21 protein-coding genes are annotated in these 22,007 nt (G+C 50.8%); 13 read left to right on the forward strand and 8 right to left on the reverse strand.

Annotated elements, in window-relative coordinates; translation table 11 throughout:
• A complete protein-coding gene (gene dnaA, locus C7B16_RS15630; RefSeq protein WP_016249432.1) occupies window positions 1–1,401 on the reverse strand; it encodes a chromosomal replication initiator protein DnaA in 1,401 nt (466 codons plus the stop codon).
• A gap of 606 nt (window positions 1,402–2,007) precedes the next feature.
• Between dnaA and rpmH the strand changes: the two genes are divergently transcribed.
• From rpmH to yieF, 12 genes are all read left to right on the forward strand, one after another.
• Window positions 2,008–2,148 carry a 50S ribosomal protein L34 gene (gene rpmH / locus C7B16_RS15640; RefSeq protein ID WP_000831330.1) on the forward strand — a complete coding sequence of 47 codons (141 nt, stop codon included), beginning with the start codon at window positions 2,008–2,010 and terminating at the stop codon, window positions 2,146–2,148.
• A gap of 16 nt (window positions 2,149–2,164) precedes the next feature.
• The gene (gene rnpA, locus C7B16_RS15645; RefSeq protein WP_000239730.1) at window positions 2,165–2,524 is read left to right on the forward strand and encodes a ribonuclease P protein component; all 360 of its coding nucleotides are present in this window, start codon (window positions 2,165–2,167) and stop codon (window positions 2,522–2,524) included.
• Entirely contained in the window at window positions 2,488–2,745 is a 258-nt protein-coding gene (yidD, locus tag C7B16_RS15650; protein ID WP_001307474.1) for a membrane protein insertion efficiency factor YidD, read from the forward strand. The genes rnpA and yidD overlap by 37 nt, the downstream gene beginning before the upstream one ends.
• A gap of 2 nt (window positions 2,746–2,747) precedes the next feature.
• Window positions 2,748–4,394 (forward strand): membrane protein insertase YidC, encoded by a 1,647-nt coding sequence (gene yidC, locus C7B16_RS15655; protein WP_107179883.1) that lies wholly within the window; start codon window positions 2,748–2,750, stop codon window positions 4,392–4,394.
• 105 nt (window positions 4,395–4,499) lie between these two features.
• Window positions 4,500–5,864 (forward strand): tRNA uridine-5-carboxymethylaminomethyl(34) synthesis GTPase MnmE, encoded by a 1,365-nt coding sequence (gene mnmE / locus C7B16_RS15660; RefSeq protein WP_001282361.1) that lies wholly within the window; start codon window positions 4,500–4,502, stop codon window positions 5,862–5,864.
• Window positions 5,865–6,106: 242 nt separating this feature from the next.
• Window positions 6,107–6,181, forward strand: coding sequence for a tryptophanase leader peptide (gene tnaC / locus C7B16_RS15665; protein ID WP_010377944.1), 75 nt, complete (start codon window positions 6,107–6,109; stop codon window positions 6,179–6,181).
• Between the two features lie 218 nt (window positions 6,182–6,399).
• Window positions 6,400–7,815, forward strand: a complete 1,416-nt coding sequence (gene tnaA / locus C7B16_RS15670) for a tryptophanase (protein ID WP_001517426.1) — start codon at window positions 6,400–6,402, stop codon at window positions 7,813–7,815.
• A 91-nt stretch (window positions 7,816–7,906) separates the two neighbouring features.
• Entirely contained in the window at window positions 7,907–9,154 is a 1,248-nt protein-coding gene (tnaB, locus tag C7B16_RS15675; RefSeq protein ID WP_001517425.1) for a low affinity tryptophan permease TnaB, read from the forward strand.
• A 132-nt stretch (window positions 9,155–9,286) separates the two neighbouring features.
• The gene (gene mdtL, locus C7B16_RS15680) at window positions 9,287–10,462 is read left to right on the forward strand and encodes a multidrug efflux MFS transporter MdtL (protein WP_107179884.1); all 1,176 of its coding nucleotides are present in this window, start codon (window positions 9,287–9,289) and stop codon (window positions 10,460–10,462) included.
• Window positions 10,437–11,396: an HTH-type transcriptional regulator YidZ gene (yidZ, locus tag C7B16_RS15685; protein ID WP_001517424.1), complete on the forward strand. Its 960-nt coding sequence runs from the start codon at window positions 10,437–10,439 to the stop codon at window positions 11,394–11,396. Before mdtL ends, yidZ begins: the two co-directional genes overlap by 26 nt.
• 156 nt (window positions 11,397–11,552) lie before the next feature.
• Window positions 11,553–12,302 (forward strand): 4'-phosphopantetheinyl transferase family protein, encoded by a 750-nt coding sequence (locus tag C7B16_RS15690; protein ID WP_001517423.1) that lies wholly within the window; start codon window positions 11,553–11,555, stop codon window positions 12,300–12,302.
• 21 nt (window positions 12,303–12,323) lie between these two features.
• Window positions 12,324–12,890, forward strand: a complete 567-nt coding sequence (gene yieF, locus C7B16_RS15695) for a class I chromate reductase YieF (RefSeq protein ID WP_016262704.1) — start codon at window positions 12,324–12,326, stop codon at window positions 12,888–12,890.
• Window positions 12,891–12,945: 55 nt separating this feature from the next.
• Here the strand turns inward: yieF and adeP are convergent, their stop codons facing one another.
• A complete protein-coding gene (gene adeP, locus C7B16_RS15700; protein ID WP_010377951.1) occupies window positions 12,946–14,283 on the reverse strand; it encodes an adenine permease AdeP in 1,338 nt (445 codons plus the stop codon).
• A 166-nt stretch (window positions 14,284–14,449) separates the two neighbouring features.
• Here adeP and yieH point away from each other — a divergent pair, with 166 nt between their 5' ends.
• Window positions 14,450–15,115 (forward strand): 6-phosphogluconate phosphatase, encoded by a 666-nt coding sequence (yieH, locus tag C7B16_RS15705; RefSeq protein ID WP_000078042.1) that lies wholly within the window; start codon window positions 14,450–14,452, stop codon window positions 15,113–15,115.
• A 93-nt stretch (window positions 15,116–15,208) separates the two neighbouring features.
• Here the strand turns inward: yieH and phoU are convergent, their stop codons facing one another.
• From phoU to glmS, 6 genes are all read right to left on the reverse strand, one after another.
• A complete protein-coding gene (gene phoU / locus C7B16_RS15710; RefSeq protein WP_000377803.1) occupies window positions 15,209–15,934 on the reverse strand; it encodes a phosphate signaling complex protein PhoU in 726 nt (241 codons plus the stop codon).
• Between the two features lie 14 nt (window positions 15,935–15,948).
• Window positions 15,949–16,722, reverse strand: a complete 774-nt coding sequence (gene pstB / locus C7B16_RS15715; protein ID WP_000063126.1) for a phosphate ABC transporter ATP-binding protein PstB — start codon at window positions 16,720–16,722, stop codon at window positions 15,949–15,951.
• A gap of 90 nt (window positions 16,723–16,812) precedes the next feature.
• Window positions 16,813–17,703: a phosphate ABC transporter permease PstA gene (gene pstA, locus C7B16_RS15720; protein ID WP_001252002.1), complete on the reverse strand. Its 891-nt coding sequence runs from the start codon at window positions 17,701–17,703 to the stop codon at window positions 16,813–16,815.
• Window positions 17,703–18,662: a phosphate ABC transporter permease PstC gene (gene pstC / locus C7B16_RS15725; RefSeq protein WP_000741620.1), complete on the reverse strand. Its 960-nt coding sequence runs from the start codon at window positions 18,660–18,662 to the stop codon at window positions 17,703–17,705. The genes pstA and pstC overlap by 1 nt, the downstream gene beginning before the upstream one ends.
• An 86-nt stretch (window positions 18,663–18,748) precedes the next feature.
• A complete protein-coding gene (gene pstS / locus C7B16_RS15730; RefSeq protein WP_000867170.1) occupies window positions 18,749–19,789 on the reverse strand; it encodes a phosphate ABC transporter substrate-binding protein PstS in 1,041 nt (346 codons plus the stop codon).
• 310 nt (window positions 19,790–20,099) lie between these two features.
• Window positions 20,100–21,929 (reverse strand): glutamine--fructose-6-phosphate transaminase (isomerizing), encoded by a 1,830-nt coding sequence (gene glmS / locus C7B16_RS15735; RefSeq protein ID WP_000334041.1) that lies wholly within the window; start codon window positions 21,927–21,929, stop codon window positions 20,100–20,102.
• Between the last annotated feature and the right edge of the window lie 78 nt (window positions 21,930–22,007).

The following is a 22,007-nucleotide window of genomic DNA, read 5'->3' on the forward strand; positions in this document are numbered from 1 at the left end:
TTACGATGACAATGTTCTGATTAAATTTGAAAAATCTTCTTTGATATCATGGCTCTCTTCACGCAACTGCTCGATCTTACGGCAGGCATGAAGCACCGTTGTATGGTCACGACCGCCAAACGCATCACCGATCTCCGGCAGACTGTGGTTAGTCAGCTCTTTCGCCAACGCCATCGCCATCTGGCGCGGACGTGCCACCGAGCGAGATCGACGCTTGGAAAGGAGATCTGCGACTTTGATCTTGTAGTACTCCGCCACCGTCTTCTGAATATTGTCGATGGTGACCAGTTTTTCCTGCAATGCCAGCAAATCGCGCAACGCTTCGCGCACGAAGTCAATGGTGATCGCCCGTCCGGTAAAGTTGGCGTTAGCAATAACACGGTTCAGCGCCCCTTCCAGCTCACGCACATTAGAGCGTAGACGCTTGGCGATAAAGAATGCCACTTCACCCGGCAGACGAATGTCATTTTCGTCTGCCTTTTTCATCAGGATCGCCACACGGGTTTCCAGCTCTGGCGGTTCGATCGCCACAGTCAACCCCCAGCCGAAGCGGGATTTCAAACGATCCTCAACGCCGTTGATCTCTTTCGGATAACGATCCGAAGTAAGAATGATCTGTTGATTACCTTCCAGCAAGGCGTTAAAGGTGTGGAAAAACTCTTCCTGGGATCGTTCTTTATTAGCAAAAAACTGAATATCGTCGATCAGCAGCGCGTCAACAGAACGGTAGTAGCGTTTAAAGTCTTCGATCGCGTTGTTTTGCAGGGCTTTTACCATGTCCTGAACAAAGCGTTCGGAGTGCATATAAACCACTTTGGCATTCGGCTTGCGCGCCATAATGCCATTGCCCACCGCATGTAGCAGGTGAGTTTTACCCAGCCCCGTGCCGCCATAAAGGAACAGCGGGTTATAGGCACCGCCAGGGTTGTCTGCCACCTGACGAGCCGCCGCGCGCGCCAGTTGGTTAGATTTACCTTCGACGAAGTTATCAAATGTATGTTTAACGTTAACGTTGGAACGATAGGTCGGTTCTGCCGGAGCCGGAACGTTATCCCAACCTGAGCGCGTAGAAGGCGCAGCACGTTGCGGTTGCACCTGAGCAGCCTGAGCCGGTGCAACTGTATTGCTGGCAGGGACTTTCAGCGTTTGTGTCACGGGCTTTGTGCCCACTTCAAAACGCAACTGTGGGGCATCCGCTCCGCAGAAACTGGTTAGCAGTCCATTGATATTATTGAGGTACTTGTCCCGTACCCAATCGAGGACAAAACGGTTTGGCGCGTACAAGGCCAGCGTGTTATCGCTCAGTTCCGCCTGCAATGGGCGTATCCACATACTGAATTCTGTGGCTGGTAACTCATCCTGCAATCGGGCAAGACATTGCTGCCAAAGCGAAAGTGACACGGCGGACTCCACTCGAACAAAAGTCGATTATGACTAAGGCTGAAACATTCATGATTGTTGACGCACGTCGAAAAGACCCTGCATAAGGGTGACGCACGAACCGCTGTCTGCGGTTATATGCCCGATCAAGATCCTGCAAAACGATCGGGACCGCGGATCATAGCCTAAACTGCGCAAGAGATCTTCTGTTTCTCACAGATTTTCCCGATTTATCCACAGGATGATCCAGAACCCGCTAAGTGTAAACGATCCAGACACCCGGCGGGCACGATTTAAGCCGCATATTGGAAAATTTAATGACCATAGACAAAATTAGGCTTAATCGATCTAATAAAGATCCTGGACGATCCTTGCGCTTTATCCGGTAGCCCGTATAATCCTCCACCCGGCGCGTAATGCTGGTTTTCACCGGTATATAGTTGTACTTTTTCCCTGTGAAAAGGTGCGGAAAAGCGCGGTAAATAAGGAAAGAGAATTGACTCCGGAGTGTACAATTATTACAATCCGGCCTCTTTAATCACCCATGGCTTCGGTGTCCATCGTTCGGTTTTCGGGCGGATATCCAATAAAGCCATTGAATTTATTCAAGTTTAGGTAGAAATCGCCATGAAACGCACTTTTCAACCGTCTGTACTGAAGCGCAACCGTTCTCACGGCTTCCGTGCTCGTATGGCTACTAAAAATGGTCGTCAGGTACTGGCACGTCGTCGTGCTAAAGGCCGTGCTCGTCTGACCGTTTCTAAGTAATAAAGCTAACCCCTGAGTGGTTAAGCTCGCATTTCCCAGGGAGTTACGCTTGTTAACTCCCAGTCAATTCACATTCGTCTTCCAGCAGCCACAACGGGCTGGCACGCCGCAAATCACCATCCTCGGCCGCCTGAATTCGCTGGGGCATCCCCGTATCGGTCTTACAGTCGCCAAGAAAAACGTTCGACGAGCGCATGAACGCAATCGGATTAAACGTCTGACGCGTGAAAGCTTCCGTCTACGCCAACATGAACTCCCGGCTATGGATTTCGTGGTGGTGGCGAAAAAAGGGGTTGCCGACCTCGATAACCGTGCTCTCTCGGAAGCGTTGGAAAAATTATGGCGCCGCCACTGTCGCCTGGCTCGCGGGTCCTGATAGCCCTCATTCGGGTCTACCAACGCCTGATTAGTCCGCTACTCGGGCCGCATTGTCGTTTCACTCCAACTTGTTCAAGCTACGGAATTGAGGCATTGCGCAGGTTTGGAGTGATAAAAGGCAGTTGGTTGACGGTGAAACGCGTATTAAAATGCCACCCTTTACACCCTGGTGGTGACGATCCCGTCCCGCCCGGACCATTTGATACCAGAGAACACTAACGATGGATTCGCAACGCAATCTTTTAGTCATCGCTTTGCTGTTCGTGTCTTTCATGATCTGGCAAGCCTGGGAGCAGGATAAAAACCCGCAACCTCAGGCTCAACAGACCACGCAGACAACGACCACCGCAGCGGGTAGCGCCGCCGACCAGGGCGTACCGGCCAGTGGCCAGGGGAAACTGATTTCGGTAAAAACCGACGTGCTTGATCTGACCATCAACACCCGTGGTGGTGATGTTGAGCAGGCTCTGCTGCCGGCTTACCCGAAAGAGCTGAACTCTACCCAGCCGTTCCAGTTGCTGGAAACCTCACCGCAGTTTATTTATCAGGCACAGAGCGGTCTGACCGGTCGTGATGGCCCGGATAATCCGGCTAACGGCCCGCGTCCACTGTATAACGTCGAAAAAGACGCTTATGTGCTGGCCGAAGGTCAAAACGAACTGCAGGTGCCGATGACGTATACCGACGCAGCAGGCAACACGTTTACTAAAACGTTTGTCCTGAAACGTGGTGATTACGCTGTCAACGTCAACTACAACGTGCAGAACGCTGGCGAAAAACCGCTGGAGATCTCCACCTTTGGTCAGTTGAAGCAATCCATCACTCTGCCACCGCATCTCGACACCGGAAGCAGCAACTTCGCACTGCACACTTTCCGTGGCGCGGCGTACTCCACGCCTGACGAAAAATACGAGAAATACAAGTTCGATACTATTGCCGACAACGAAAACCTGAACATCTCTTCGAAAGGTGGTTGGGTCGCGATGCTGCAACAGTATTTCGCGACGGCATGGATCCCGCATAACGACGGCACCAACAACTTCTATACCGCTAATCTGAGTAACGGCATCGCCGCTATCGGCTATAAGTCTCAGCCGGTACTGGTTCAGCCTGGTCAGACTGGCGCGATGAACAGCACCCTGTGGGTTGGCCCGGAAATCCAGGACAAAATGGCGGCAGTTGCTCCGCATCTGGATCTGACCGTTGATTACGGTTGGTTGTGGTTCATCTCTCAGCCGCTGTTCAAATTGCTGAAATGGATCCATAGCTTTGTGGGTAACTGGGGCTTCTCCATTATCATCATCACCTTTATCGTTCGTGGCATCATGTACCCGCTGACCAAAGCGCAGTACACCTCCATGGCGAAGATGCGTATGCTGCAGCCTAAGATTCAGGCCATGCGTGAGCGTCTGGGCGATGACAAACAGCGTATCAGCCAGGAAATGATGGCGCTGTACAAAGCTGAGAAGGTTAACCCGCTGGGCGGCTGCTTCCCGCTGCTGATCCAGATGCCAATCTTCCTGGCGTTGTACTACATGCTGATGGGTTCCGTTGAACTGCGTCAGGCACCGTTTGCACTGTGGATCCATGACCTGTCTGCACAGGACCCATACTACATCCTGCCGATCCTGATGGGCGTAACGATGTTCTTCATTCAGAAGATGTCACCGACCACCGTGACCGACCCGATGCAGCAGAAGATCATGACCTTTATGCCGGTCATCTTCACCGTGTTCTTCCTGTGGTTCCCGTCAGGTCTGGTGCTGTACTATATCGTCAGCAACCTGGTAACCATTATCCAGCAGCAGTTGATTTACCGTGGTCTGGAAAAACGTGGCCTGCATAGCCGCGAGAAGAAAAAATCCTGATTCGGTGAGTTTTCGCTAAAATAAGGGCGGTCAGTTGACCGCCTTTTTTCTTTTCGTAGGGCGGATAAGCACAGCGCATCCGCCAAACAAAGCAACAGGAACATCATGAGCGATAATGACACTATCGTAGCCCAGGCCACGCCTCCAGGACGTGGCGGTGTGGGTATCCTGCGCATCTCCGGCCTCAAAGCGCGCGAGGTTGCCGAAACCGTGCTGGGTAAGTTACCCAAACCGCGCTACGCCGATTATCTTCCGTTTAAAGACGCCGACGGCAGCGTGCTGGATCAGGGCATCGCGCTATGGTTCCCCGGCCCGAACTCGTTCACCGGCGAAGATGTGCTGGAGCTGCAAGGTCATGGCGGTCCGGTGATCCTCGACCTGCTGTTAAAACGTATCCTGACCATTCCAGGCCTGCGGATTGCCCGCCCAGGTGAGTTTTCAGAGCGCGCATTTCTCAACGATAAACTTGATTTAGCCCAGGCCGAAGCGATTGCGGATCTTATCGACGCCAGCTCCGAACAGGCGGCTCGCTCGGCGCTTAACTCACTGCAAGGCGCATTCTCTGCACGAGTTAATCATCTGGTAGAAGCCCTCACCCACTTGCGCATTTACGTCGAAGCGGCGATTGATTTCCCCGATGAAGAGATCGATTTCCTCTCCGACGGCAAAATTGAAGCCCAGCTTAATGACGTGATTGCCGATCTCGACGCGGTACGCGCCGAAGCACGTCAGGGCAGCCTGCTGCGTGAAGGCATGAAAGTGGTGATTGCCGGGCGTCCTAACGCCGGTAAATCGAGCCTGCTAAACGCTCTGGCGGGCCGTGAAGCCGCTATCGTTACCGATATCGCCGGAACCACGCGTGACGTACTGCGTGAGCATATCCACATTGATGGGATGCCGCTGCATATCATCGATACCGCCGGGTTACGCGAAGCCAGCGACGAAGTCGAACGCATTGGTATCGAGCGCGCATGGCAGGAAATTGAACAGGCCGACCGCGTGCTGTTTATGGTCGATGGCACCACGACAGACGCCGTAGATCCGGCAGAAATCTGGCCGGAATTTATTGCCCGTCTGCCTGCCAAACTGCCGATCACCGTGGTGCGCAATAAAGCCGATATTACTGGCGAAACGCTGGGGATGAGTGAAGTTAACGGCCATGCATTGATTCGCCTCTCAGCACGCACTGGCGAAGGTGTGGACGTTCTGCGTAACCATCTCAAACAGAGCATGGGCTTTGATACCAATATGGAAGGTGGTTTCCTGGCGCGTCGCCGTCACTTACAGGCGCTGGAGCAAGCGGCGGAGCATCTGCAGCAGGGTAAAGCGCAACTGCTGGGCGCATGGGCGGGTGAATTACTGGCGGAAGAACTGCGTCTGGCGCAGCAGAACTTAAGCGAGATCACAGGAGAGTTTACTTCTGACGATCTGCTGGGACGGATTTTCTCCAGCTTCTGTATTGGTAAGTAACCCGCAATTACGAAGCCGCATTCTGATTGTCAGATGCGGCTTCGCTTTCTTGTTGGCACTCTTATTATTAATCAACCCTTTTTATAAAAATTAAACTTCTCACATAATTTATTCTCTTAAAAAGAGCATTTAATATTGCTTCACGACCGTTTGTGATTCGATTCACATTTAAACAATTTCAGAATAGACAAAAATCTTGAGTATTATACTGTAGCGTCGTGTCTTTCGAGGATAAGTGCATTATGAATACCTTACATATATGTGTGACCTCAAAGTGGTTTAATATTGACAACAAGATTGTCGATCACCGCCCTTAATTTTCCCTTCTGTCGCCATCACCAGAGTCAAACCGATTAGATTCAATGTGATCTATGAGTTTGCTATATCTTTATTTTCCTTTTTATCTACGTTATTTCCGTCTTAATTGCTTTATTAAGCTAATAATTGTAGATGTATATATTTTGGAAATTAATAGATATTGCAAATGTAATATTCACAGGGATCATTGCAATTAAAATAAATGAAGGATTATGTAATGGAAAACTTTAAACATCTCCCTGAACCGTTCCGCATTCGTGTTATTGAACCCGTAAAACGTACTACCCGCGCTTATCGTGAAGAAGCGATTATTAAATCCGGTATGAACCCGTTTCTGCTGGATAGCGAAGATGTGTTTATCGATTTACTGACCGACAGCGGCACCGGAGCGGTGACGCAGAGTATGCAGGCAGCGATGATGCGCGGCGACGAAGCCTACAGCGGCAGTCGTAGCTACTATGCATTAGCTGAGTCAGTAAAAAATATCTTTGGTTATCAATACACCATTCCAACGCACCAGGGCCGAGGTGCAGAGCAAATCTATATTCCGGTACTGATTAAAAAGCGTGAGCAGGAAAAAGGCCTGGATCGCAGCAAAATGGTGGCGTTCTCTAACTATTTCTTCGACACCACTCAGGGCCATAGCCAGATTAACGGCTGTACCGTACGCAACGTCTATATCAAAGAAGCCTTCGATACTGGCGTGCGTTATGACTTTAAAGGTAACTTTGACCTTGAAGGATTAGAACGCGGTATTGAAGAAGTTGGCCCGAATAATGTGCCATATATCGTCGCGACCATCACCAGTAACTCCGCAGGCGGCCAGCCGGTTTCACTGGCGAACATGAAAGCGATGTACAGCATTGCGAAGAAATATGACATTCCAGTGGTAATGGACTCCGCACGCTTTGCCGAAAACGCCTATTTTATCAAACAGCGCGAAGCGGAATATAAAGACTGGACTATCGAGCAGATCACCCGTGAAACCTACAAATATGCCGATATGCTGGCGATGTCCGCCAAGAAAGATGCGATGGTGCCAATGGGTGGCCTGCTGTGCGTGAAAGATGACAGCTTCTTCGATGTCTACACCGAGTGCAGAACTCTTTGCGTAGTGCAGGAAGGTTTCCCGACCTACGGCGGTCTGGAAGGCGGCGCAATGGAACGTCTGGCTGTAGGTCTGTATGACGGCATGAATCTGGATTGGCTGGCCTATCGTATTGCGCAGGTGCAGTATCTGGTCGATGGCCTGGAAGAGATTGGCGTAGTGTGTCAGCAGGCGGGCGGTCACGCGGCATTCGTGGATGCCGGTAAACTGTTGCCGCATATCCCTGCAGACCAGTTTCCGGCACAGGCGCTGGCCTGCGAGCTGTATAAAGTCGCGGGGATTCGTGCGGTAGAAATTGGGTCTTTCCTGTTAGGTCGCGATCCGAAAACCGGTAAACAATTACCATGTCCGGCTGAGCTGCTGCGTTTAACCATTCCACGCGCAACTTATACGCAAACACATATGGACTTCATTATTGAAGCCTTCAAACATGTGAAAGAGAACGCGGCAAATATTAAAGGGTTAACCTTTACATACGAACCCAAAGTATTACGTCACTTCACCGCAAAACTGAAAGAAGTTTAATTAATATACTCAGAGTGGCTATAAGGATGTTAGCCACTCTTATTCTCTACATCCTCAATAACAAAAATAGCCTTCCTCTAAAGGTGGCATCATGACTGAACAATCAGAAAAAAAACACTCTGCATTTTGGGGTGTCATGGTTATAGCGGGTACAGTAATTGGTGGAGGTATGTTTGCTTTACCTGTTGATCTAGCTGGTGCCTGGTTTTTTTGGGGCGCATTTATCCTCATCATTGCCTGGTTTTCAATGCTACATTCTGGGTTATTGTTATTAGAAGCAAATTTAAATTATCCCGTCGGCTCCAGTTTTAATACCATCACCAAAGATTTAATCGGTAACACCTGGAACATTATTAGTGGTATTACGGTTGCTTTCGTTCTCTATATTCTCACCTACGCCTATATCTCCGCTAACGGCGCAATCATTAGCGAAACGATATCGATGAATTTCGGCTATCACGCTAATCCTCGCATTGTTGGGATCTGCACGGCCATTTTCGTCGCCAGCGTACTGTGGATAAGTTCGTTAGCCGCCAGTCGTATTACCTCGTTGTTTCTCGGCCTGAAAATTATCTCCTTTGTGATTGTGTTTGGTTCTTTCTTCTTCCAGGTCGATTATTCCATTCTGCGCGATGCCACCAGCACGACTTCGGGGACGTCTTACTTCCCGTATATCTTTATGGCTTTGCCGGTATGCCTGGCGTCATTTGGTTTCCACGGCAATATTCCCAGCCTGATTATTTGCTATGGCAAACGCAAAGATAAGCTAATCAAAAGCGTGATCTTCGGTTCGCTGCTGGCGTTGGTGATTTATCTCTTCTGGCTGTATTGCACAATGGGGAATATTCCGCGAGAAAGCTTTAAGGCGATTATCTCTTCGGGCGGCAATGTTGATTCGCTGGTAAAATCGTTCCTCGGCACCAAACAGCATGGCATTATCGAGTTTTGCCTGCTGGTGTTCTCAAACTTAGCTGTTGCCAGTTCATTCTTTGGCGTCACGCTGGGGCTGTTCGATTATCTGGCGGATCTGTTTAAGATTGATAACTCCCACGCCGGACGTTGCAAAACCGTGCTGTTAACCTTCCTGCCACCCGCTTTGTTGTATCTGGTCTTCCCTAATGGCTTTATTTACGGGATCGGCGGTGCCGGGTTGTGCGCCACCATCTGGGCGGTGATTATCCCCGCGGTACTGGCTATCAAAGCCCGCAAGAAATTTCCCAACCAGATATTCACAGTTTGGGGCGGTAATCTTATTCCGGCGATTGTTATTCTCTTTGGCATAACCGTGATTTTGTGCTGGTTTGGTAACGTCTTTAATGTGTTACCCAAATTTGGTTAAGCACTTCAAAAAGCCAGCGGTCATTCGCTGGCTTTTTGCCTGTCAGGAAATCACTCATGTCCAAATGGCAACTCGCCTGATTCTCTTTCACCACGTATGCTTTGCGTCACCTTACCGTCAGGACGCTAGCCCATGTCCCGTTTTTTGATTTGTAGTTTTGCTCTGGTTTTACTTTATCCCGCAGGTATTGATATGTATCTGGTCGGCTTGCCACGCATTGCCGCCGATCTCAATGCCAGCGAAGCGCAGTTGCATATAGCTTTCTCGGTTTATCTGGCGGGGATGGCGGCAGCAATGCTGTTTGCCGGTAAAGTGGCCGATCGTTCAGGAAGAAAACCTGTCGCCATTCCCGGCGCGGCGCTATTTATTATCGCCTCTGTGCTCTGTTCACTGTCTGAAACCAGCACGCTATTTCTTGTCGGACGCTTTATGCAAGGGCTGGGCGCTGGCTGCTGTTATGTCGTCGCATTCGCGATTTTACGCGACACGCTGGATGATCGACGCAGAGCAAAAGTGCTGTCATTGCTCAATGGTATTACCTGCATCATTCCGGTGTTAGCTCCGGTACTCGGGCACCTGATTATGCTCAAATTTCCGTGGCAGAGCCTGTTCTGGACAATGGCGATGATGGGCATCACTGTACTCATGTTGTCTTTGTTTATTTTAAAAGAAACACGCCCTGCTGCACCTGCTGCTTCGGACAGACCACGAGAGAATACCGAGTCGCTGCTTAATCGTTTTTTCCTTAGCCGTGTGCTTATCACCACTCTCAGCGTTTCCGTGATTCTTACCTTCGTGAATACGTCGCCTGTATTGATGATGGAAATTATGGGCTTCGAACGTGGTGAATACGCCACCATTATGGCGTTAACCGCAGGCGTCAGCATGACCGTTTCGTTTTCCACGCCGTTTGCATTGGGAATTTTTAAGCCGCGCACACTGATGATCACCTCGCAAATGTTATTCCTGGCGGCGGGTATCATCCTTGCAGTTTCGCCTTCCCATGCGGTTTTGCTGTTTGGCATCACGCTGATTTGCGCCGGTTTCTCAGTGGGCTTCGGCGTGGCAATGAGCCAGGCATTAGGCCCATTTTCATTACGCGCAGGCGTGGCCAGCTCGACGTTAGGCATTGCACAGGTTTGTGGCTCGTCACTGTGGATTTGGCTGGCAGCAGTAATTGGCATCAGCGCCTGGAATATGCTGATCGGGATTCTGATTGCCTGTAGCATAGTAAGCCTGTTGCTGATTATGCTCGTCGCACCTGGACGCCCTGTTGCCGCTCATGAAGAAATCCATCACCACGCTTGATCTCAATTTACTGCTCTGCCTGCAATTACTGATGCAGGAGCGCAGCGTGACCAAAGCGGCGAAGCGGATGAACGTAACACCTTCGGCAGTGAGTAAATCGCTGGCAAAGCTTCGGACATGGTTTGATGATCCGCTCTTTGTGAACTCCCCGTTGGGTCTGACGCCCACACCGCTGATGGTCAGCATGGAGCAAAATCTGGCGGAGTGGATGCAAATGAGTAATCAACTGCTGGACAAACCGCATCATGAAACGCCGCGCGGCCTGAAATTTGAGCTGGCGGCGGAGTCGCCGCTGATGATGATCATGTTTAATGCGCTATCGAAACAGATCTACCAGCGTTACCCCCAGGCGACTATTAAATTACGTAACTGGGATTACGATTCGCTGGATGCCATTACTCGTGGTGAAGTGGATATCGGTTTTTCCGGGCGTGAAAGTCATCCACGCTCCCGGGAACTGCTAAGTTCACTGCCGTTATCCATTGATTATGAAGTGCTATTTAGCGATTTACCCTGCGTCTGGCTGCGTAAAGATCATCCGGTGCTGAATGAAGCGTGGAACCTGGACTCGTTTCTGCGTTATCCGCATATCAGCATTTGCTGGGAACAGAGCGATACCTGGGCGCTGGACAATGTATTGCAAGAATCAGGACGCGAACGCACGATTGCTATGAGTCTACCGGAATTTGAGCAGGCGCTATTTATGGCGGCGCAGCCTGACAATCTGCTACTGGCGACCGCGCCACGCTACTGTCAGTACTACAACCAGCTCCACCAGCTTCCGCTGGTTGCTCTCCCTCTCCCGTTTGATGAAATCCAGCAAAAAAAGCTGGAAGTACCGTTTACTCTGCTGTGGCACAAACGGAATAGCCATAACCCGAAGATTGTCTGGTTACGAGAAACCATTAAAAATCTTTACGCCTCGATGGCATAATCAAGTTGTATGAAATACGACCATATCTCGCGTTAAAATGTAAAATATATGTAATAAGTTTATCCGAATCGAACTTTTCGCCGCTTTAGTCTGTCCATAGTTCCAGTAAATGATTACTCTTGTATTCATAATGGACCATTAAGCATGGAGCGAAAAATGGCGACTCACTTTGCCCGAGGAACGTTAACGGAAGGACATCTGATATCTGTTCGCCTACCCTCGCAGTGTCATCAAGAAACCCAAAATATTCCCCCTCATCGTCAAAGCCGTTTCCTGGCGTCCAGAGGTTTACTCGCAGAACTGATGTTCATGCTGTATGGCATTAGTGAATTGCCGGAAATCGTCACCCAGGCTAAAGGAAAGCCAGTTTTCCGCGATAAAAGTTTGCCATCATTTTCAATATCCTATGCCGGAAATATCGTCGGTGTGGCGTTAACAACCGAAGGCGAATGCGGCCTCGATATGGAACTCCAGCGCGCGACACGCGGGTTTCATAGCCCCCATGCACCCGATAACCCTATTTTTTCCAGCAATGAATCGTTATGGATCAGCAAACAGAACGATCCTAACGAAGCACGAGCGCAACTCATTACTTTGCGTCGAAGCGTGCTAAAACTTACCGGCGATGTACTGAATGACGACCCGCGCGATCTGCAATTGATGCCCATTGCGGGACGCCTGAAATGTGCCCATCTCAATCATGTAGAAGTATTATGCGACGCAGAGGACGTGCTGGTGTGGTCCGTGGCAGTCACTCCGGCAATTGAAAAGCTCAATGTCTGGGAGTTTGATGGCAAACAAGGCTGGAAAAGCCTGCCTGATATTCACAACCGTGCCAACAACCCCACCAGCCGGATGATGCGTTTTGCCCAGCTTTCTACCGTGAAGTCTTTTTCGCCAAATTAATAAACAACCACAGGAGTCATCATGTCTGAAAAATTGAAGGTGGTTACGTTATTGGGGAGCCTGCGTAAAGGTTCATTTAATGGCATGGTTGCACGTACGCTGCCGAAAATTGCCCCGGCAGATATGGAAGTCAACGCGTTGCCTTCCATTGCCGATATTCCCCTGTATGACGCAGATGTTCAGCAGGAAGAAGGCTTTCCCGCGACAGTTGAAGCTCTGGCGGAACAGATCCGTCAGGCTGACGGTGTGGTGATTGTCACGCCGGAATATAACTACTCGGTGCCGGGTGGGCTGAAAAATGCCATCGACTGGCTATCTCGCCTGCCGGATCAACCGTTGGCCGGTAAACCGGTGCTGATTCAGACCAGTTCAATGGGTGTGATTGGCGGCGCACGTTGTCAGTATCACCTGCGCCAGATTCTGGTCTTCCTCGATGCGATGGTAATGAACAAACCTGAGTTTATGGGCGGCGTGATTCAGAACAAAGTCGATCCGCAAACCAGAGAGGTGATTGATCAGGGAACGCTGGATCACCTGGCCGGGCAGTTAACTGCGTTTGGCGAGTTTATTCAGCGGGTGAAAATCTAAATAAAAAAACCCGCCAGCAATAACGCATGGCGGGTTTTTTAACGTGCTATCGATTTTAATGAGCGTCAATAAACACAATTTTCAGGATAAACAGCAGTGCAACGATGACTACGCACGGGCTTAGATCACGCAGACGTCCTGTGCCGATCTTCATCACGCAGTAGGAGATAAAGCCCAGCGCGATACCTTCGGTAATCGAGAAACTGAACGGCATCATCACAGCGGTAATAAACGCCGGAACGGATTCAGTCAGATCCTGCCATTTCACGCGTGCTAAACTGGAAGTCATCAGTACGCCAACGTAAATCAGCGCACCAGCAGCAGCATAGCCAGGCACCATTCCCGCCAGCGGCGACAAGAAGATAACCAGCAGGAACAGCAAACCAACAACCACTGCCGTCAGACCGGTACGACCGCCAACGGAAACACCAGAAGAAGATTCAATATACGCCGTGACAGAAGATGTACCGATAAACGAACCGGTAACAGAAGAGATACTGTCGACATACAGCGCCTGCTTCATGCGCGGGAATTTACCCTTTTCATCAGCCAGACCCGCCTTATCGGTCACGCCAATCAGGGTGCCGGAGGAGTCAAACAGGTTGACCAGCATGAAAGAGAAAATTACGCCTGCCAGGCCGAGGTTAAACGACCCGGCCAAATCCACGTGCCCCACCACCGTCATTACGCTCGGCGGCGCAGAGACGATGCCGTTGTAGTGCACATCACCCAGCATCCAGCCCAGAAGCGTCGTCACCACGATGGAAACCAGCACCGCCGCGTGAATGTTGCGCGAGGCCAGAATAGCAATGATGAAGAAGCCGAGGATACCCAGCAGTACGCTGTGAGATGTCAGGTTACCGATACTCACCAGCGTTTCCGGGTTAGCAACAATCACCCCCGCGTTTTTCAGCCCCATCATACCAATGAACAGACCGATACCGCTGGTAATGCCCACACGCAGACTTACTGGAATGTTGGCAATCATCCAGTAGCGAACGCGGAAAATAGTCAGTAGCAGCAGACCAATCGCGCCCCAGAAAATTGCGCCCATCCCGACTTGCCACGGCAAGCCCATCGCCTGCACCACTACAAAAGCGAAGAACGCGTTCAGGCCCATAGCGGGAGCCAGCGCGACTGGCAGGTTAGCAAACAGCCCCATCAGAATACTGCCGAACGCAGCAATCAGACAGGTGGTGACGAAGACGGCGCTGGTGTCCATGCCAGCTACGCCAAGAATTTGCGGGTTAACAAAAACGATGTAAACCATCGTCAGGAAAGTGGTAAAACCGGCGATCACTTCGGTCCGTGCCGTCGTGCCATGTTCGCGCAGTTTAAACACGCGTTCCAGCATCCCTTGGCCAGAAGCCTGGGTTGTGTGTTGTTGACTCATTATCTATTTCCGAACAAGGAGGGAAAATCCGTCGCTATCCTATACCAAAATGAGACAATATGGACGGCTGAAGATAACTTTTTTTAATTGTATTTGCTTATACGGCAACGATTGCGTCACTCAAATCTGCATGACGAAAACGTTAAACTAACGATAAAGGAAAGACATGTCCCAGATAGAAGCGGTATTTTTCGACTGCGACGGTACGCTGGTCGACAGCGAGGTTATTTGCTCTCGTGCCTATGTCACGATGTTCAAAGAGTTTGGCATTAACGTTGACCTTGAAGAGATTTTTACCCGCTTTAAAGGCGTAAAACTCTACGAAATCATCGACATCATTAGCAAAGAACAGGGCGTAGAAATAGTCCGTGCCGATGCCGAACACGTTTATCGTGCAGAGGTGGCGCGTCTGTTTGATAGCGAACTGGAGGTGATTGCGGGAGCAAACGCCTTACTGGAAAGCGTGAAAGTGCCGATGTGCGTCGTCTCTAACGGTCCGGTCAACAAAATGCAGCATTCACTCGGCAAGCTCAACATGCTGCACTATTTCCCGGAAAAACTGTTCAGCGGTTACGACATTCAGCGTTGGAAACCCGATCCGGCATTAATGTTCCACGCCGCAAAAGCAATGAATGTGAACGTTGAAAACTGCATTCTGGTCGATGACTCCAGCGCAGGAGCACAGTCAGGAATCGATGCCGGTATGGAAGTGTTTTACTTCTGCGCTGACCCGCACAATAAGCCGATTGTTCATCCGAAAGTCACTACCTTTACCCATCTTTCGCAGTTGCCGGAACTGTGGAAGGCGCGTGGCTGGGATATTACACGGTAAATAAAGAAACCCGGTGATATGTTCACCGGGCAGATTACATATTCACATTTTGCCGGATGCGGCGTAAACGCCTTATCCGTCCTACAGTTAGCGTTACTTTTTCGGTTCTTTTTCTGCCAGCAGTTTATCCAGCTCATCACCGCCTACGTGGCGGAAATCTTGCCCCTTCACGTAGTAGAAGATGTATTCGCAGATATTCTGGCAGCGGTCACCAATACGTTCGATGGAGCGTGCACAGAACAGCGCGGTAAGTACGCTCGGAATGGTGCGCGAATCTTCCATCATGTAGGTCATCAGTTGACGAACAATACCTTCGTACTCCTGATCAACTTTTTTATCTTCACGATAGATTCGCACGGCTTCGTCAATGTCCATGCGCGCGAACGCGTCCAGCACGTCGTGCAGCATTTGGATGGTGTGACGCCCCAGCGACTCCAGACTGACTAACAATGGCTGATGCTGCTGGGAGAATTTCTCCAGCGCAGTACGGCAGATTTTGTCCGCCACATCACCAATACGCTCCAGCTCAGCGATAGTTTTACTGATCACCATCACCAGACGCAGGTCGCTCGCCGTCGGCTGACGTTTGGCAATAATGCGCACGCAGGCTTCATCGATCGCCACTTCCATCATGTTGACGTTTTTGTCGCCTTCGATCACGCGCTTCGCCAGATCGCTGTCCTGGTTGTGCATCGCAGTGATGGCATCGGTAAGCTGTTGCTCCACCATCCCGCCCATGGTCATCACCTGCGTGCGGATGCTTTCCAGTTCGGCGTTGAACTGGCCGGAAATATGTTTATTAAGATTGAGACTGTCCATAACGCACTCCTGAATCAACCGTAACGACCGGTGATGTAGTCTTCTGTTTGTTTCTTCGCTGGCTTGGTGAACAGATCGTCCGTGTTGCTGAACTCAATCAATTCGCCCAGGTACATAAACGCCGTGTGGTCAGAACAACGCGCAGCCTGCTGCATGTTGTGAGTTACGATCACTACGGTGTAATCCTGCTTCAATTCGGTGATCAGCTCTTCAATACGCCCGGTGGAGATAGGGTCGAGTGCCGAACACGGTTCATCGAGCAACAACACCTCCGGGCGAATAGCGATACCACGCGCAATGCACAGACGTTGTTGCTGACCACCAGAGAGAGAGTAACCACTCTGGTGTAATTTATCTTTGGTTTCGTTCCACAATGCGGCCTTGGTCAATGCCCACTGTACACGCTCGTCCATGTCGGCACGGGAGAGTTTCTCAAACAGACGGACACCAAAGGCAATGTTGTCGTAAATGGACATCGGGAACGGCGTCGGTTTCTGGAACACCATGCCCACTTTCGCACGCAGCAGGGCGATATCCTGAGTGTTGGTCAGGATGTTGTCGCCATCAAGCAGAATTTCACCTTCCGCACGCTGCTCCGGATACAGTTCAAACATTTTGTTGAAGGTACGCAGCAGCGTCGATTTACCGCAGCCAGACGGCCCGATAAACGCCGTAACCTGGTTTTTAGCGATATCCAGGTTGATGTTTTTCAGGGCATGGAATTTGCCGTAGTAGAAGTTCAAATTACGAACCTGAATTTTACTCGGGGCAGTTTCAACCATACTCATTGCAATCTTTTCCTCATCGTGCCTGATGCACTTCGCTAATCAGGCTTACCGTAGGCCGGATAAGGCGTTCACGCCGCATCCGGCAAAGTGTTAACCGTGTTTATTCTTGGCAAAAACAACGCGCGCCAGAATGTTCAGCAGCAGTACGCACAGGGTAATGATCAACACACCAGCCCAGGCCAGTTGCTGCCATTCCGCAAACGGGCTCATCGCGAACTTAAAGATCGTTACCGGCAGGTTAGCGATCGGCTGCATCATGTCCGTGCTCCAGAACTGGTTGGAGAGCGCGGTAAACAGCAGCGGCGCGGTTTCACCCGCAATACGAGCAATCGCCAGCAGAATACCGGTCATAATCCCGGAGACCGACGCTTTCAGAGTAATCGCGGAGATCATCTTCCACTTCGGCGTCCCCAGCGCATAAGCCGCTTCACGCAGGCTGTCCGGCACCAGTTTCAGCATGTTCTCGGTGGTGCGGATAACAATCGGCACCTGCAACAGTGCCAGGGCAATCACGCCAGCCCAACCGGAGAAGTGCTCCATCTGAGCCACCACGATGGTATAAACAAACAGACCAACAACAATCGACGGCGCGGAGAGCAGAATGTCGTTAATGAAGCGAATAACTTCAGCCAGCCAGGATTTACGTCCATATTCCGCCAGATAAATCCCCGCCATAATCCCCAGCGGCGTACCGAATACCGTGGCCCACAAAATTAACAGGCCGCTACCCGCCAGGGCGTTCGCCAGGCCACCACCTTCTGTATTTGGCGGCGGCGTCATTTCGGTGAACAGCGCCAGAGACATACCGTCGATACCGCGGGTGATGGTGGACATTAAAATCCAGATCAGCCAGAACAGACCGAAAGCCATCGTCGCCATTGATAGCGTCAGCGCAATACGGTTTTTGAGGCGGCGACGCGCCTGCATTTTGCGGCGGGATTCTGCCAGCGCCGCGGTAGTTTGTGTTTCAACCATAGCCATTAGCGTGCCCCCTCATTCTTAGCCAGGCGCATAATCATAAACTTCGATGCGGCCAGGACGATGAAGGTAATCACAAACAGGATCAGGCCGAGTTCCATCAGTGCAGCCACGTGCAGACCGGATTCTGCTTCCGCAAATTCGTTCGCCAACGCGGAAGTAATACTGTTACCTGGCATATACAGCGAGGCGCTGTCGAGCTGGTAGGTGTTACCGATGATAAAGGTCACCGCCATCGTTTCACCGAGCGCGCGCCCCAGACCCAGCATAATGCCGCCGATCACACCATTTTTGGTGAACGGAAGAACGATACGCCAGATAACTTCCCAGGTGGTGCAGCCGATACCGTAGGCTGACTCTTTCATCATCACCGGGGTTTGTTCGAAGACATCGCGCATTACCGCCGCAATGTACGGAATGATCATAATGGCGAGGATCACGCCCGCCGCGAGGATACCGATACCAAATGCCGGGCCGGAGAACAGCGCGCCAACAATCGGGATATTCGACATGATATTGCCGACTGGTTCCTGGAAGTAGACGGCAAACAGCGGTGCAAAAATAAACAGCCCCCACATGCCGTAAACGATACTTGGAATGGCTGCCAGCAGTTCAATGGCGATACCCAGCGGGCGCTTCAGCCAGCCTGGCGCAAGCTCTGTCAGGAACAGGGCAATCCCGAAACTCACCGGGACGGCGATCAGCAGCGCGATAAACGAAGTCACCAGCGTACCGTAGATCGGCACCAGCGCCCCGTAAATATCGTTCGGCGCATCCCACTCTTTGGTCCACAGGAAAGCCAGACCAAATTTCTGAATGCTCGGCCAGGAGGAGATGATCAGAGAGACAATAATGCCACCCAACATCAATAGCACAATCAGCGCCGCCAGTTTTACCAGCACGCTGAAAATTATGTCGCCCTTTTTACCCGGTGGGTTAAAAGCAGGCTTGGTTGCAGCCATAAGTTACTCTTCAGTTAAACGCGTTTACAAAGTCATTTTGTAATGCCGGATACGGTGTAAAACGCCTTATCCGGCCTGGAGTTTTATTAGTACAGTGGCTTACCGCTACTGTCTTTAATATTGGTCTTCCACGCAGCGCGAACCTGTTCAACTACGCTATCCGGCAGGCTGGCGTAATCCAGGTCGTTGGCCTGTTTAGCTCCGGTTTTGTATGCCCAGTCGAAGAACTTCAGCACTTCTGCACCTTGCTCTGGTTTCTTCTGATCTTTGTGAACCAGAATGAACGTGGTAGAGGTGATCGGCCACGCATCTTCGCCTTTCTGGTTGGTCAGATCCTGAGCGAATGTTTTGCTCCAGTCTGCGCCTTTTGCCGCATTTGCGAAGTTCTCTTCGGTCGGCGCAACAGGTTTACCATCAGCGGAGATCAGTTTGGTGTAGGCGAGGTTGTTTTGCTTCGCGTAAGCATATTCAACGTAGCCAATTGCCCCTGGCAGACGCTGAACAAATGCGGCAATACCGTCGTTACCTTTACCACCCAGACCGATCGGCCATTTTACGGTAGAGCCAGTACCAACGCTGTTTTTCCACTCTTCATTTACTTTCGCCAGGTAGCTGGTGAAAACGAAAGAAGTCCCGGAGCCATCTGCGCGGCGCACCACGGCGATGTTCTGTGAAGGCAGTTTCAGACCCGGATTCAGTTTGACGATCGCTTCGTCATCCCACTTTTTAATTTTGCCCAGGTAGATGTCACCGAGGGTTTTACCATCCAGCACCAGTTCGCCAGATTTAAGACCCGGCAGGTTAACTGCCAGCACGACGCCGCCAATCACGGTCGGAAATTGGAACAGTCCTTCCTGAGCCAGTTTTTCGTCAGACAGCGGTGCGTCAGAAGCACCGAAATCAACGGTGTTAGCGATAATCTGTTTTACGCCACCAGAAGAACCAATCCCCTGGTAGTTAACTTTATTACCGGTTTCTTTCTGGTAAGTGTCAGCCCATTTGGCATACACCGGCGCAGGGAAGGTTGCACCTGCACCTGTCAGGCTTGCTTCTGCAAACACAGAGAAAGCACTCATCGATAAGGTCGCGGCGACAACAGTTGCGACGGTGGTACGCATAACTTTCATAATGTCTCCTGGGAGGATTCATAAAGCATTGTTTGTTGGCTACAAGAAGCAAAATAGGACAAACAGGTGACAGTTATATGTAAGGTTTATGACAGTTTTATGACAGAGAAAGAAAGTCTTCACTCTTATTTAAATAACCATTTAAATTCAGTATGTTACAAATATTAATAAAGAAGAGATAACAGAAAATTTTCACTCTGTGACAGTGAAAAAATAGCCGAAGATGACGATTTGTCACATGACGTGGGCTGGATGTTTGATTAAAAACATAACAGGAAAAAATGCCCTGCGAAAGCAGGGCATCTGTGTATTACTCAACCGTAACCGATTTTGCCAGGTTACGCGGCTGGTCAACGTCGGTGCCTTTGATCAGCGCGACGTGGTACGCCAATAGTTGCAGCGGAACGGTATAGAAGATCGGAGCAATCACTTCTTCCACATGCGGCATCTCGATGATGTGCATGTTATCGCTGCTCACAAATCCTGCATCCTGATCGGCAAAGACGTACAACTGACCGCCACGCGCACGAACTTCTTCGATGTTGGATTTTAGTTTTTCCAGCAGTTCGTTGTTCGGTGCAACGACGATAACCGGCATATCAGCGTCAATCAGCGCCAGCGGGCCGTGTTTCAGTTCGCCCGCAGCATAGGCTTCGGCGTGAATGTAGGAGATCTCTTTCAGCTTCAATGCGCCTTCCAGCGCGATGGGGTACTGATCGCCACGACCCAGGAACAACGCGTGGTGTTTATCAGAAAAATCTTCCGCCAGAGCTTCAATACGTTTGTCCTGAGACAGCATCTGCTCGATACGGCTCGGCAGCGCCTGCAGACCATGCACGATGTCATGTTCAATGGAGGCATCCAGGCCTTTCAGGCGGGACAGTTTTGCCACCAGCATCAACAGCACAGTTAACTGAGTGGTGAATGCTTTGGTGGACGCCACGCCAATTTCAGTACCTGCGTTGGTCATCAGCGCCAAATCGGATTCACGAACCAGAGAAGAGCCTGCAACGTTACAGATCGCCAGCGAGCCGAGATATCCCAGCTCTTTCGACAGGCGCAGGCCAGCCAGTGTATCCGCGGTTTCTCCCGACTGCGACAGGGTGATCATCAGACTGTTACGGCGAACAGCAGATTTGCGATAGCGGAATTCAGAGGCGATTTCGACGTCGCACGGAATACCAGCCAGCGATTCAAACCAGTAACGGGAAACCATACCTGAATTGTACGAAGTACCACAGGCGAGGATCTGAATATGCTCAACCTTCGACAGCAGTTCATCTGCGTTCGGCCCCAGTTCACTTAGATCCACCTGACCGTGGCTGATACGCCCGGCAAGAGTGTTTTTGATCGCGTTCGGCTGTTCGTAGATCTCTTTCTGCATGTAATGACGGTAAATGCCTTTATCGCCCGCATCATATTGCAGATTGGATTCGATATCCTGGCGTTTAACTTCCGCGCCAGATTTATCGAAGATGTTTACTGAACGGCGAGTGATTTCCGCAATATCACCCTCTTCAAGGAAGATAAAGCGACGGGTCACCGGCAGCAGTGCCAGTTGGTCAGAAGCGATAAAGTTTTCGCCCATGCCAAGGCCGATAACCAGCGGACTACCGGAACGAGCCGCCAGCAGGGTATCCGGGTGACGGGTATCCATAATTACCGTACCGTAAGCGCCACGCAGTTGCGGGATAGCACGCAGAACAGCTTCACGCAGGGTGCCGCCCTGTTTCAGTTCCCAGTTAACCAAATGCGCAATCACTTCGGTGTCGGTTTCAGAAACGAAGGTATAGCCACGCGCTTTTAACTCTTCACGCAGTGGTTCATGGTTTTCGATGATGCCGTTATGCACCACCACAATGTGTTCAGAAACATGCGGATGCGCATTCACTTCTGAAGGTTCACCGTGGGTCGCCCAACGGGTATGAGCAATACCCGTTCCGCCATGCAGAGGATGTTCTTCCGCTGCCTGGGCCAGCATTTGCACTTTACCGAGACGACGCAGACGGGTCATATTACCGTCCGCATCGACTACTGCCAGGCCAGCAGAGTCATAACCGCGGTATTCCAGACGACGTAAACCTTCAAGAAGGATTTCAGCTACATCACGTTGCGCGATCGCGCCAACAATTCCACACATAGTTTTTAATTCCGATTGATATCGTTGTCGGTCAACCTGTATGCCCGTTTTTCCGGGCGCCCCGAGCCTTGTAGAGAG

Origin of the sequence: Escherichia sp. 20412-1, from assembly GCF_003027595.1 — a bacterium.
GTDB lineage: Bacteria > Pseudomonadota > Gammaproteobacteria > Enterobacterales > Enterobacteriaceae > Escherichia > Escherichia marmotae.